Annotated in this window: 11 protein-coding genes; 7 read left to right on the forward strand and 4 right to left on the reverse strand. The window is 64.2% G+C overall.

What is annotated here, in order from left to right; translation table 11 throughout:
- Nucleotides 1–12: 12 nt before the first annotated feature.
- Complete coding sequence (locus tag AC3A4H_RS02270; protein ID WP_487765237.1) at nucleotides 13–726, reverse strand: DsbA family protein; 714 nt, start codon at nucleotides 724–726, stop codon at nucleotides 13–15.
- Between the two features lie 136 nt (nucleotides 727–862).
- On the reverse strand, nucleotides 863–1,369 hold the full coding sequence (locus AC3A4H_RS02275) for a DUF721 domain-containing protein (RefSeq protein ID WP_487765238.1): 507 nt from the start codon (nucleotides 1,367–1,369) through the stop codon (nucleotides 863–865).
- Nucleotides 1,370–1,424: 55 nt separating this feature from the next.
- On the opposite strand from AC3A4H_RS02275, the gene mutY reads away from it, so the two are divergent.
- Nucleotides 1,425–2,558: an A/G-specific adenine glycosylase gene (mutY, locus tag AC3A4H_RS02280; RefSeq protein ID WP_487765239.1), complete on the forward strand. Its 1,134-nt coding sequence runs from the start codon at nucleotides 1,425–1,427 to the stop codon at nucleotides 2,556–2,558.
- Entirely contained in the window at nucleotides 2,555–3,166 is a 612-nt protein-coding gene (locus AC3A4H_RS02285; RefSeq protein ID WP_487765240.1) for an HAD family hydrolase, read from the forward strand. Before mutY ends, AC3A4H_RS02285 begins: the two co-directional genes overlap by 4 nt.
- 48 nt (nucleotides 3,167–3,214) lie before the next feature.
- Here AC3A4H_RS02285 and AC3A4H_RS02290 read toward each other — a convergent pair whose 3' ends face one another.
- Nucleotides 3,215–4,348 carry a DNA methyltransferase gene (locus tag AC3A4H_RS02290; protein WP_487765241.1) on the reverse strand — a complete coding sequence of 378 codons (1,134 nt, stop codon included), beginning with the start codon at nucleotides 4,346–4,348 and terminating at the stop codon, nucleotides 3,215–3,217.
- Nucleotides 4,349–4,546: 198 nt separating this feature from the next.
- Between AC3A4H_RS02290 and AC3A4H_RS02295 the strand changes: the two genes are divergently transcribed.
- Entirely contained in the window at nucleotides 4,547–5,236 is a 690-nt protein-coding gene (locus AC3A4H_RS02295) for an HAD-IA family hydrolase (protein WP_487765242.1), read from the forward strand.
- A gap of 8 nt (nucleotides 5,237–5,244) precedes the next feature.
- Here the strand turns inward: AC3A4H_RS02295 and AC3A4H_RS02300 are convergent, their stop codons facing one another.
- The gene (locus AC3A4H_RS02300) at nucleotides 5,245–5,802 is read right to left on the reverse strand and encodes a hypothetical protein (RefSeq protein WP_487765243.1); all 558 of its coding nucleotides are present in this window, start codon (nucleotides 5,800–5,802) and stop codon (nucleotides 5,245–5,247) included.
- A gap of 128 nt (nucleotides 5,803–5,930) precedes the next feature.
- On the opposite strand from AC3A4H_RS02300, the gene thrC reads away from it, so the two are divergent.
- Genes thrC through AC3A4H_RS02320 form a run of 4 tightly spaced genes read left to right on the forward strand, consistent with a single transcriptional unit; the run spans nucleotide 5,931 to nucleotide 12,132 of the window.
- Nucleotides 5,931–7,325 (forward strand): threonine synthase, encoded by a 1,395-nt coding sequence (thrC, locus tag AC3A4H_RS02305; protein WP_487765878.1) that lies wholly within the window; start codon nucleotides 5,931–5,933, stop codon nucleotides 7,323–7,325.
- Nucleotides 7,326–7,336: 11 nt separating this feature from the next.
- Complete coding sequence (locus AC3A4H_RS02310) at nucleotides 7,337–8,629, forward strand: M16 family metallopeptidase (protein ID WP_487765244.1); 1,293 nt, start codon at nucleotides 7,337–7,339, stop codon at nucleotides 8,627–8,629.
- A 15-nt stretch (nucleotides 8,630–8,644) separates the two neighbouring features.
- Nucleotides 8,645–9,241, forward strand: coding sequence for a GNAT family N-acetyltransferase (locus AC3A4H_RS02315; protein ID WP_348778204.1), 597 nt, complete (start codon nucleotides 8,645–8,647; stop codon nucleotides 9,239–9,241).
- A 2-nt stretch (nucleotides 9,242–9,243) separates the two neighbouring features.
- Nucleotides 9,244–12,132: an EAL domain-containing protein gene (locus AC3A4H_RS02320; RefSeq protein ID WP_487765245.1), complete on the forward strand. Its 2,889-nt coding sequence runs from the start codon at nucleotides 9,244–9,246 to the stop codon at nucleotides 12,130–12,132.
- Nucleotides 12,133–12,134 lie beyond the last annotated feature (2 nt).

Genomic DNA, 12,134 nt, shown 5'->3' on the forward strand with positions numbered 1-12,134 from the left:
ATAGCCGAGCCGTCAGAGCATGCCGTCGATAATCGCCGACATTTCCTCAATAGACATCGCCCCTTTGTACATCTTGCCGTTGATGAAGAAGGACGGGGTGGAGTCGACCCCAAATTCTTCCGCCCCGCGTCGCTGTACTGCCCTGACATCGTCCAGAAGCTTCTGGTCCGTCAAGCAGGCCTCGAACGACTCCTGTGAAAAACCGGCCAATTTGGCGATTTGCAGCAGCGCGGCCTTGGCGTCCTGCACGCCGGCCCAGTTCTCCTGCTGCTTGAACAGCACCTCGACCATTGGGAAATAATTGTCCTTCGAGCAGCGGGCAAGCATGAAAGCCGCTTCCGCGCGCGGATCGAAGGGGAATTCGCGGAAGACGAACCGCACCTTGCCGGTGTCGATATACTTCGTCTTCAGCTCCGGGAAGGTGGTGTTGGCAAAGTGCGCGCAGTGGCTGCAGGTCATCGAGGCATATTCCACGATGGTCACCGGCGCGTCTTCCTTGCCCAGCACCTCATCCGGCAGCGCGCCGGGCTGCAGCAGCTTGGCCATGTCCACCGAGCCCTGCGGCTTCGGCGCCTCTACAGCCGGCGTGGCCGGCGCAGCGGGCGTTGCAGCTTCCTGCACGCCGGCGGCTTCGCTTGTTTCGTCGCTGCAGCCGGCAAGCATCAGCACGGCCGGAACGGCAGCCAAAGAGGAAATAACAGTTCTGCGCGAAATGGAACGGGTCATGCGAATCACCTGCCTGCCGTTTGAGTGTGCGATGCCGAAGCAACAAAAAGCGAGAGTTGGCACGAATTAAGGCATCCAAATCCCCAATCCAATTACCAAATTTTTCGCATGCAATCACGAATACGAGAGAAGAATGTCAGGATTTTCTTTGTCTCGAGCCAATGATGGAGGCGCCCAGCCGTTCCAACGAGGCGCGCAGACCTTCATCCTCGATCAGGCCCACCGTTCCGGAGAGCTTTTTGCGCTCGGCATCGGTCAGTTGACGCGGGCGCGGCCTCGGCGCCGCAGAGGCGCTGGCGACAGGCTTCTGCACGATGCGCAGGCGGCCGATGGCATTGAAGCCGAGGAAGGCGTTCACGCGGCCGATGACCTCGCCCGTCTCGTGCTGCAGGTGCAGCGCGGCCAGCCCTTCGCAGGCCACAACCAGCGTCGCCGGCTCGAAAGGGTCGTCCTCGTGCATGCGGCGCGGCCACTGTATCTTTTCAGGCCGCGACTTCAGGGCGAGCCGCGGGCCCACGATCTCTTCCCAGGACTGGACCAGCCCGACTGAAATGCCGGCGCGCTTGCGCAGCACCGGATCGAGAATCTCGCTGGCGAGATCGCTGACCGGAACGGGATTGCCGAACGGCTTTTTCCCTGCCATGTGCGTTCTCCAGATAAGTTTCGCCCGGCAAGGGCAAGTAGCAATCCGGCGATCAATGGCATCACCAGTCACGTCCCGCAAGAGCATCGAGGCGGCCCGACCCACGGTCGCCTCGCGTCTCCTCGCCTGGTACGACGATAATCATCGCGAGCTGCCCTGGCGGATATCTCCGCGCGAATTCGCCGCCGGTCTGCGTCCCGATCCCTATCGTGTCTGGCTGTCGGAGATCATGCTGCAGCAGACCACCGTCGAGGCGGTAAAGCCCTATTTCCGCGCATTCCTGGAAAAATGGCCGGATGTGCACGCACTAGCCGCCGCCGAAAGCGACGAGGTCATGAAGGCCTGGGCCGGGCTGGGCTACTATTCCCGCGCCCGCAACCTCAAGGCTTGCGCCGAGGCCGTGGCCCGCGATGGCGGCGCGTTTCCGGAGACCGAAGCCGGCCTGCGCGCCCTGCCCGGCATCGGCCCCTACACGGCGGCGGCGGTCGCTTCCATCGCCTTCGACCGGCCGGCGGCGGTCATGGACGGCAATGTCGAGCGCGTCATGTCGCGCCTGTACGAGATCGACACGCCCCTGCCCGACGCCAAGCCGGAGATCCGCAGCCTTCTGGAAACTCTGGTGCCGAAGGACAGGCCCGGCGATTTCGCCCAGGCGATGATGGACCTCGGCGCCACCACCTGCACGCCGCGCCGGCCGCGCTGCATGCTCTGCCCGCTACGGGAACAATGCCGGGTTCTGGGCAATGCCGACCCTGAGCTTTATCCGGTGCGCGCGCCGAAGGCCGAAAAACCGTCCCGGCAAGGCGCGGCCTTCGTTGCGGTCCGGCCAGACGGCGCGGTCCTGCTGCGCAAGCGTCCCGAAAAAGGGTTGCTCGGCGGCATGACCGAGGTGCCGACCACGGGCTGGACCGCCCGCGTCGATGGCGAAACGTCTGCCGACGCCGCGCCCTTCCCCGCCGATTGGCGGCGTGCCGGCAGCATCAGCCACGTCTTCACCCATTTTGCGCTGGAACTGCACGTCTACCGCGCCGAGGTTGCCGACGCGGCCGTGCCGCACGGCCATTTCTGGGCGGCGGCAGAAGGGCTGCATGGCGAGGCTCTTCCCACTGTCATGAAAAAGGCAATCGAGGCTGCCATACCCGGCGCGACCAGAAACCCTGATTCCCACACAGCAAAGAGGCCCAAATGAGCGAGATCCGCCACATCGTCTTCGACATCGGCAAGGTGCTGCTCCACTACGATCCTGCCCTGCCGTTCAGCCGGCTGATCCCGGACGAGGCGGAGCGCAAGTGGTTCTTCGAGACGGTCTGCACCCAGGACTGGAACATCGAGCAGGATCGCGGCCGGACCTGGGAAGAAGCCGAGGCGCTGCTGATCGCACAGCACCCCGACCATGAGGAAAACATCCGCACCTTCCGTCGCCATTGGCACGAGATGGTGCCGCACGCCTATGACGACAGCGTCGCCATCATGGAAGACCTCATCAATGGCGGCCACGACGTGACGATGCTGACGAACTTCGCCGCCGACACATTCCACGAGGCCAGGCAGCGCTTCCCGTTCCTCAACCGGCCTCGCGGCGTCACTGTCTCTGGCGAGATCGGCATGATCAAGCCCGACCGCAGCATCTACGACCACCACGCCGCGACATTCGGGCTGCAGCCCTCGGCCACCATCTTCATCGACGACAGCCTGCCGAATGTGGAAGGCGCAAAGGCCGCCGGTTGGCACGCGGTGCTGTTCCGGAATGCCAAAACGCTCGAGGAAGACCTCGAGCGTTTCGGGATCAGCCGGTGACTGGAGCCCGGCTCATCGGTAACTGGTGATGCGCCGGGGCGCGGCCGGTCATGCGCCGGCCCGCTCCATGCCCAGGCGCGCGATGCGCCGCAGCTCGTCGATCTGGGTCAGGCCGCCATTGCGCTCATAGTGCCAGAAGGTCCAGCCGTTGCAGGCGTCCAGTCCCTGCACGGCCGCGCCGAGGCGGTGGATGGAGCCGGCCTGCTCGCCCACCGCCAGCGTGCCGTCGGCGCGCACGGTCGCGGCCCAGCGCTTTTTCGAGTCGTAAAGCACGGTTCCCGGCTTCATCATGCCGGAATCGATGAGCGACACGAAAGCCACGCGCGGCTCGGCGCGCTTGCCCGAGAGTACCGTCAGCGTGGCGCTCTCCAGCGGCTTCACCGCATCGATGCGCGCCTTGGCGGCGTCGATATATTCCTGTTCGCGCTCGATGCCGACGAAATGGCGGCCTAGGCGCTTGGCCACGGCCCCCGTGGTGCCGGAGCCGAAGAAAGGATCGAGCACCACGTCGCCCGGCTTGGTCGAGGCCATCATGATGCGGGCCAGCAGCGCCTCCGGCTTCTGCGTCGGGTGCAGCTTGTCGCCATCGTCGTTCTTCAGCCGCTCCGAACCGGTGCAAATCGGGAACAGCCAGTCGGAGCGCATCTGCACGTCGTCATTGGCAGCCTTCAGCGAGTCGTAGTTGAAGGTGTAGTTCTTGGAATTGGCGTCGCGCGAGGCCCAGATCAGCGTCTCATGCGCATTCTGGAAGCGGCGGCCGCGGAAATTCGGCATCGGGTTGGTCTTGCGCCACACGATGTCGTTGAGGATCCAGTAGCCCAAGTCCTGCATCGAGGCGCCGACGCGGAAAATGTTGTGATAGGAGCCGATGACCCAGATGGTGCCATTCGGCTTCAGCACGCGCCGCGCCGCTAACAGCCAGGCACGGGTGAAGGCGTCGTAGGCCGCGAAGCTGTCGAACTGGTCCCAGGCGTCGTCGACCGCATCCACTTTCGACTGATCCGGGCGCAGCAGCTCTCCGTTCAGCTGAAGATTGTAGGGCGGATCGGCAAAAATGACGTCGACCGACTTCTCGGGCAGCTTGTTAAGCGCAGCGACGCAATCTCCCTTCAGGATCGTATCCAGCCAGTCGGCTTTTTGCGGCGTGGAGGAAAGGTCGGCGGAAAGACGCACGGCGGACATTCAGACACCCGGATTACGCGTTACTGTTTACAGGTTGTTATGGTTACCGATTAGCGTAAACAATTGGTGAAGCAGGCGGCCGATTTGTCGATCGGGATGCGGCGCGAATTTGCGGATCGGGTGCTGATGGTGTATGCAGCGGCCTGAACCCGCACATGCCGTTTTGCGGCCTGCCCTCCCCGTTTTCCCCGGATAGCCATGACCCAGCCCGATCTCGTCATTTTCGATTGCGACGGCGTGCTCGTCGATTCAGAAATCATCGCCGCCCGTGTCGAGGCCGAGCTTCTGACCGAGGCCGGCTTCCCGATCTCGCCTGAGGAACTGGCGGAAGTCTACGCCGGTCTGACCTTCAAGGACATCATGCTGCGCATCGAGGAGCAGTCGCAGATTCCACTGAAGGCCTCGTTGATCGACCAGGCGGAACAGCTTGTCGACCGCCGCCTCGAGGCGGAAGTCCGCGCGCTGGAGGGCGCCCACCAGGCCGTTGCGGCAGTTGGCGTCCCCTATTGCATCTGCTCCAATTCGGCGATGGTGCGTCTGGAGATCACGCTGTCGAGGACCAGGCTGCTGCCGCTATTCTCCGGTCGCATCTTCTCGGCGCTGGAAACCCCGTCGAAAAAGCCGAAGCCCGCGCCGGACGTTTTCCTTCATGCCGCCGAAACTCTAGGCGCCAACCCGGAGCGCACCTTCGTGATCGAGGACTCGGTCCACGGCATCGCCGGCGCGCGGGCCGCGGGCATGCGTGCCATCGGCTTCACGGGCGCCTCGCACAGCTATCCCGGCCACGCCGATGCGCTGACGGAAGCCGGTGCCGAGACCGTCATCCGCCGCTGGCAGGATTTCCACGGCGTCATCGCCGCCTTGTCGGAGTGGTCGGAAAACGCGTGACCCGGCCGTTACTTCTTCTTGGCCGGCGGGCCTTCGTCGTAGCCCACAAAGACCTGCACACTCGCTTCCGTGGGGATCGGGAAGGTTACGTTAGGATCGTTGAAGACGAACTGCGCGGCCGAGCTATCCGGCACCGCAACCTGGACCGTGTGCAGCTTGGAATAGAGCAACTCATCGCCGCGCACCACGGCGACGCGGATCGGCATGTTGACGCTGCCCGGCACCCCGGCCGGTCCCGGGACCACCCTGCCGGCTGCGGCGACGTTGAGGGTGAGCATGCCGTCGGCGCGGCTGCAGCTGCGCGTCACATCGGAAATGGAAGCCTGGTAGACCAGCTTGGCCGGATCGTCCTGGCCGCCCTTGGCATAAGTGTTGAAATAGGCTGTGCCTTCACGCAGGGTCACCCGCGGGCAATAGGCCTGAAGCTCGCTGGCGAGAACCTTCGGCTGCGCCGCCGTGCTGCCGCCTTGACCGGACTGGCACCCCGCGACCGCAATCATCAGGCCCGAAACCGCAAGCCCGGCCAGAGAACGACCTTTAACCAATCGAAACTTCAGAAACGTCATATGCCGTACTTCCCTCTCGCAAAGTTGCGCGTGGTATAGCAATCGATCGGCAAAAATGCGACTGACGGCACACAGTTTTTCACCACCCAGCTTGAGTTCGGCGGCTGGACCGGAATAGACGGATGACGATGCAGTATGTCAGCACTCGCGGGGAAGCCCCCGCACTTGGATTTTCGGACGCGGTCCTGACCGGGCTGGCGCGCGACGGCGGGCTGTACATCCCCAGCGAATGGCCGCAGTTCAGCGCGGCCGAAATCCGCGCCATGCGCGGCCTTTCCTACCCCGACCTCGCCATCCGCCTGCTGACGCCCTTCCTCGGCGGCGAAATCTCCGCGCCGGCCTTCGAGCGCATCGTGCGCGAAGCCTATGCAACCTTCCGCCACGAGGCCGTCTGCCCGCTGGTGCAGACCGGCGCCAACACCTTCGTGCTGGAGCTTTTCCACGGGCCTACGCTGGCCTTCAAGGACGTGGCCATGCAGATGCTGGCCCGGCTGATGGACCATGTTCTGGCCGAGCGCGGCCAGCTTGCAACCATCACCGCCGCCACTTCGGGCGATACCGGTGGTGCTGCCATCGACGCCTTTGCCGGCCGCGACCGCACCGACATGTTCGTGCTGTTCCCGCATGGCCGCGTCTCGCCGGTGCAGCAGCGCCAGATGACGACGAATACCGCGGGCAATGTCCACGCCTTGGCCATCGAAGGCAATTTCGACGATTGCCAGGGCCTGGTGAAGGATATGTTCAACGACCACGCCTTCCGCGACCGCATCGCGCTGTCGGGCGTGAACTCCATCAACTGGGCCCGCATCATGGCCCAGATCGTCTACTACTTCTCCTCGGCGATTTCGCTCGGGGCGCCGGACAGGCCGGTCTCCTTCACCGTGCCGACGGGCAATTTCGGCGACATCTTCGCCGGCTACGCCGCCAAGCGCATGGGCCTGCCGATCGAGCGGCTCGTCATCGCCACCAATGACAACGACATCCTCGCCCGCACACTGGCGACGGGCGAATACCGCACCGCCGGCGTGACCGTGACGACCTCGCCCTCCATGGACATTCAGGTCTCGTCGAATTTCGAGCGCCTGCTGTTCGAGGCTTCCGGCCGCGACGCCGGAGAGGTTCGGCGCTACATGGCGGGCCTGAAGCAGTCCGGCGCATTCTCGATCGACGCGCCGACGCAGGCGGCCATCCGCGGCGAGTTCGATGCCGGCCGCTCGGACATGGCCGAAACCGCCGCCACCATTCGCGAGACGCTGGACGCGAGCTCCTATCTGCTCGATCCGCACACCGCCACCGCCATGCATGTGGCCCGCCAGCATGCCGGCGACACGCCGATGGTCGTGCTTGCCACTGCCCATCCGGCCAAGTTCCCCGACGCCGTGCGGGAAGCCAGCGGCATCACGCCGGCGCTGCCGGCCTGGCTTGGGGGGTTGATGGAAAAGGAGGAAAAGTACACGATACTATCCTCCGACCTGAAAATGGTGGAAGATTACATTGGTCGCCACGCGCGGGCGGCGCTCTAGGGAGTATCTTTATGGGTGTTGAGGTAAGCCGTCTGTCGAACGGCCTGACGGTAGCCACCGAGACCCTTCCAAGTATCGAATCCGTCGCAATGGGTGTTTGGGTCAAGTCCGGGGCCCGAAACGAACGCGACGACGAGCATGGGATGGCCCACCTCCTTGAACACATGGCGTTCAAGGGGACCAACAAGCGAAGCGCCTTCCAGATCGCTTCGGAGATCGAGAATGTCGGCGGCGAAATCAATGCCGCCACCAGCGTTGAAACGACGTCCTTCTACGCCCGCGTGCTCGCCGACGACGTGCCGCTCGGCCTCGATCTCCTTGCCGACATCCTGACGGAATCGAAGTTCGATCCCGACGAGCTGGAGCGCGAGCAGCACGTCATCCTGCAGGAGATCGGCGCGGCCCACGACACGCCGGACGACGTCGTGTTCGATCATTTCACCGAGACGGCCTTCCGCCACCAGACCATCGGCCGCTCCATTCTCGGCACGCCCGAAACGGTAAAGTCCTTCACCTCGCAGCAGCTTCACGCCTTCATGGAGCGCCAGTACGGGGCCGAGCAGATGGTGGTCGTTGCGGCCGGCGACGTGAAGCACGACGTCTTCGTGCGCGATGTCGAAAGGCGGCTCGGCAGCTTCCGCTCCAAGGCCGATGGCATCGTGCCGCAATTCGCCAATTACGTCGGCGGCGATTACCGCGAACATCGCGACCTGATGGACGCCCAGATCGTGCTTGGCTTCGAAGGCCGCGCCTATCATGTTCGCGACTTCTACGCCTCGCAGGTCCTGTCTATGATCCTCGGCGGAGGCATGTCGTCCCGCCTGTTCCAGGAGGTTCGCGAAAAGCGCGGCCTTTGCTATTCGGTCTATGCCTTCCACTGGGGCTTTTCCGACACCGGTATCTTCGGCGTCCATGCCGCCACCGGGCAGACAGACATCGCCCGCCTGGTTCCGGTCATCATCCAAGAACTCGAACGCGCCAGCGAAAGCATTTCCCAGGAAGAGCTCGACAGGGCGCGCGCGCAATATCGCGCTGGCCTCATCATGTCGGCCGAAAGCGCTTCCAGCCGGGCTTCGCAGATCGCGCGGCAGATTTTGCTGTTCGGCCGCCCCATCGCCAAGGAAGAGCTGATGGAACGACTGGGCGCGCTCACCGTCGACCGGTTGACCGACCTTTCGGGACGTCTCTTCTCGACCAAGCCAACGGTCACCGCCGTCGGCCCCATCGGAACGCTTCCGCACTACGAGGCGATTAGCGACGCACTTCCCAAATCCACCGGCAGCATTCAGAAGCTGGCCGGGTAAGCCGCGCCGGAAGCCATGTTCGCGCTCCCCTTTCTCCGCCGAGACATGCCGGCGCTGAAGGGCGAGCGCGTGCACCTTCGCATGCCGCAGCCCGGCGATTACCGCGAATGGGCCGCGCTGCGGGCGGAAAGCCGCGCTTTTCTGGAGCCGTGGGAACCGCTGTGGTCGCCTGACGAGCTCGGGCGCTCGGCCTGGCGCCAGCGGCTCAGCCGCTACCGCGAGGACTACGCCAATGGCAGCGCCAGCGCCTTTTTCATCTTCGACAATGCCTCCGGCAAGCTGATCGGCGGCATCACGCTCGGAAACGTTCGTCGCGGCGTCTCGCAAAGCGGCCAGATCGGCTACTGGATCGGCGAACGCTTCGCCGGCAGGGGGCTCATGCTGGACGCACTGCTGCTGGTCGTCGACTTCGGCTTCGAAACGCTGAGGTTGCACAGGATCGAAGCCGCCTGTATTCCCGGCAACAAGCGCTCGATCCGCGTGCTTGAAAAAGCCGGATTTCAGCGTGAAGGACTGTTGCGCTCCTTTCTCAGAATCAACGGAAAGTGGCAGGATCACTACCTCTACGCCTTGATCGCGGGCGATCGGCGTGGTGTCACGACAAAGGGCTGATTTTGACAAACTCTCTGCGGATCGGACGCCTGTTGGCCATATTTCTCGCGGCATTCGCGGTCTTCTGGACGGCATCCTCCGCCTTCGCCATAGAGCCGATCAAGATCGCCCGTGACGACATTGCGCTGGACCTTTCGGGCGCTGTGGAAATCTATCGGAATCAGGGCGAGAATTTTCAGGTCTCCACCGCGCCCGGCCCAGACGGCATCGTCCGCCGCATCGAGGTGGAAGCCAACGACACCCGCTCCGGCGGCGACTGGGCGGTCTTTGCTCTCGCCAACACCACCGAACAGCAGCTCGACAGGCTGATCGTGGCGCCGCACTTCCGCCTTGTGAACTCCGGCCTGTTCTGGCCCGACCTCGGCTCCAGCCGCATCGTGGCCATCACCCCCAGTGAAGGCTTCTCGCTGGATCGCCAGCCGAGCCCAGACGCCGATGTGTTCCTGGTCACGCTGAACCCGGGCGCGGTCGTCACCTTCATCGCCGAGCTGTCCTCGCCCAAGCTGCCGCAGGTCTATCTGTGGGACCCGGTATCCTACAAGGACTCGGTCAATTCCTACACGCTGTTCCGCGGCATCATCATCGGCATCGCCGGGCTGCTTGCGCTGTTCCTCACCATTCTCTTCGTGGTCAAGGGCACGTCGATGTTCCCGGCCACTGCCGCACTGTCATGGGCGGTTCTTGCCTATATCTGCGTGGACTTCGGCTTCCTCAACAAGATCATGTCCATATCTCCCGGCAGTGAGCAGATATGGCGCGCCGGCACCGAGGTCAGCCTGGCCGCGACCCTCGTGGTGTTCCTCTTCGCCTACCTTAACCTCAACCGCTGGCACGGGCATTTCAGCTACGGCGCCCTGGCATGGATCCTCGGGCTGGTGCTGATCGCCGGCGTGGCCGTCGTCGACCCGGCCGTGGCATCGGGCGTCGCGCGCCTGTCTTTTGCCGCCACCGCCATCAGCGGCATCGGCCTCATCGTGCTTCTGGGCATTCGCGGCTACGACCGCGCCATCATGCTGATCCCCAGCTGGGTCATGGTGCTGATCTGGCTTTGCGGCTCATGGATGGCGGTCACCGGGCTTCTGGACAACGACGTGGTGCAACCGGCGCTGGGCGGCGGCCTTATCCTCATCATTCTGCTCATCGGCTTCACCGTCATGCAGCACGCCTTTGCCGGCGGCGCGCTGCACCAGGGCCTGTTCAGCGACCTGGAGCGCCAGGCACTGGCCGTGGCGGGCTCCGGCGACATCGTGTGGGATTGGGACGTGCTGCGCGACCGCGTGGTGACGCGGCCAGATGTCAGCCTGCAACTCGGCCTGCCCTCCAACACGCTCGGCGGCCCGGCTCGCAACTGGCTGCCCGTGCTCCACAGCGACGACCGCGACACCTTCCGCACCACGCTCGACGTGGTGCTGGAGCACCGGCGCGGGCGCGTGGCGCAGAATTTCCGCCTGCGCGGCGCCGACGGCCATTATCACTGGTTTGCGCTGCGCGCCCGGCCCGTGGTCGGCTCGGATGGCGAGGTCATTCGCTGCGTCGGCACGCTGCTCGACATCACCGAGCAGAAGAAGGCCGAGGAAAGGCTCCTGCACGACGCCGTGCACGACAATCTCACCGGCCTGCCCAATCGCGAGCTGTTCATGAACCGGCTCGAAGCGGTTCTGTCGATCGCCAAGACCGAGGACAACATCCGCCCAACGGTCTTCGTCATCGACATCGACCGCTTCAAGCACGTCAACGACGGTCTCGGCATCTCCGCCGGCGACACCATCCTGCTCACGATTGCACGGCGGCTGCACCGTCTGCTCAAGCCCAAGGATTCGCTGTCGCGCTTCGCCGGCGATCAGTTCGCGCTGATGCTGTTGTCGGAACAGGACCCGGCGCGGATCGCCGCCGTGGCCGATGCCATCAAGCAGGCGATCGGCTCGCCGATTACCTTCGCCAAGCGCGAGATCGTGCTCACCGCTTCCGTCGGCCTGATCACCTGGACGCCATCGCAGGCATCCGCCGACGACATGGTCAAGGACGCCGAGCTTGCCATGCTGCAGGCCAAGCGTTTCGGCGGCGACCGCATCGAACCCTTCCGCCCCGCCTTCCGCTCGGTCGGCACCGACAGGCTGCAGCTCGAATCGGACCTGCGCCGCGCTGTCGAGCGCAAGGAATTCACCCTCGCCTATCAGCCGATCGTCCGGTTGGAAGACCGCAGCGTCGCCGGCTTCGAGGCATTGCTGCGCTGGGAGCATCCGCGCCGCGGCATGATCCCGCCCGCCGATTTCATCCCCGTGGCCGAAAGCTGCGGCCTCATCGTCCAGCTCGGCCTGTTCGCCATGGAGCGCGCGGCCGAGGACCTCGCCTATTGGCAGAAGCAGATAGGAGACGCGCCGCTGTCGGTCTCGGTCAACCTGTCCAGCCGCCAGCTCATCCGCCGCGATCTTGTCAGCGACGTGCGCTCCGTCATCGCCCGCGCCAATCTGAAGGCGCGCTGCTTCCGGCTGGAACTGACCGAATCACTGGTCATGGACAATCCGGAGCAGAGCGCGCATGTGCTCAACAAATTGAAGCAGCTCGGCATCGGCCTGTCGCTCGATGATTTCGGCACCGGCTACTCGTCGCTGTCCTATCTGACGCGCTTCCCCTTCGACACGATCAAGATCGACAAGAGCTTCCTCGACGATTCGTCGCCCAAGCGCGACGTGCTCCTGAGATCGATGGTCAACATGGCCCACGAGCTGGGCATGTCGGTGGTGGCCGAGGGCATATCGGACGAAAGCGACGCCCTGCAGCTCAGGCAGATGGGCTGCGAATATGTGCAGAGCTTCATGTTCGGCACGCCGATCAACGGCGACGCCGTGCTCAAGCTGCTGAAGGAGCAATACCCGCTGGCCCAGACCTGACC

It is taken from the genome of Pseudaminobacter sp. Soil_N_29 (genome assembly GCF_057656055.1).

What these genes read in the sequence shown, in the direction of transcription:
- AC3A4H_RS02270 (WP_487765237.1), bottom strand. Translation starts at nt 726, where the DNA reads ATGACCCGTTCCATTTCGCGCAGAACTGTTATTTCCTCTTTGGCTGCC.
- AC3A4H_RS02275 (WP_487765238.1), bottom strand. Translation starts at nt 1,369, where the DNA reads ATGGCAGGGAAAAAGCCGTTCGGCAATCCCGTTCCGGTCAGCGATCTC.
- mutY (WP_487765239.1), top strand. Translation starts at nt 1,425, where the DNA reads ATGGCATCACCAGTCACGTCCCGCAAGAGCATCGAGGCGGCCCGACCC.
- AC3A4H_RS02285 (WP_487765240.1), top strand. Translation starts at nt 2,555, where the DNA reads ATGAGCGAGATCCGCCACATCGTCTTCGACATCGGCAAGGTGCTGCTC.
- AC3A4H_RS02290 (WP_487765241.1), bottom strand. Translation starts at nt 4,348, where the DNA reads ATGTCCGCCGTGCGTCTTTCCGCCGACCTTTCCTCCACGCCGCAAAAA.
- AC3A4H_RS02295 (WP_487765242.1), top strand. Translation starts at nt 4,547, where the DNA reads ATGACCCAGCCCGATCTCGTCATTTTCGATTGCGACGGCGTGCTCGTC.
- AC3A4H_RS02300 (WP_487765243.1), bottom strand. Translation starts at nt 5,802, where the DNA reads ATGACGTTTCTGAAGTTTCGATTGGTTAAAGGTCGTTCTCTGGCCGGG.
- thrC (WP_487765878.1), top strand. Translation starts at nt 5,931, where the DNA reads ATGCAGTATGTCAGCACTCGCGGGGAAGCCCCCGCACTTGGATTTTCG.
- AC3A4H_RS02310 (WP_487765244.1), top strand. Translation starts at nt 7,337, where the DNA reads ATGGGTGTTGAGGTAAGCCGTCTGTCGAACGGCCTGACGGTAGCCACC.
- AC3A4H_RS02315 (WP_348778204.1), top strand. Translation starts at nt 8,645, where the DNA reads ATGTTCGCGCTCCCCTTTCTCCGCCGAGACATGCCGGCGCTGAAGGGC.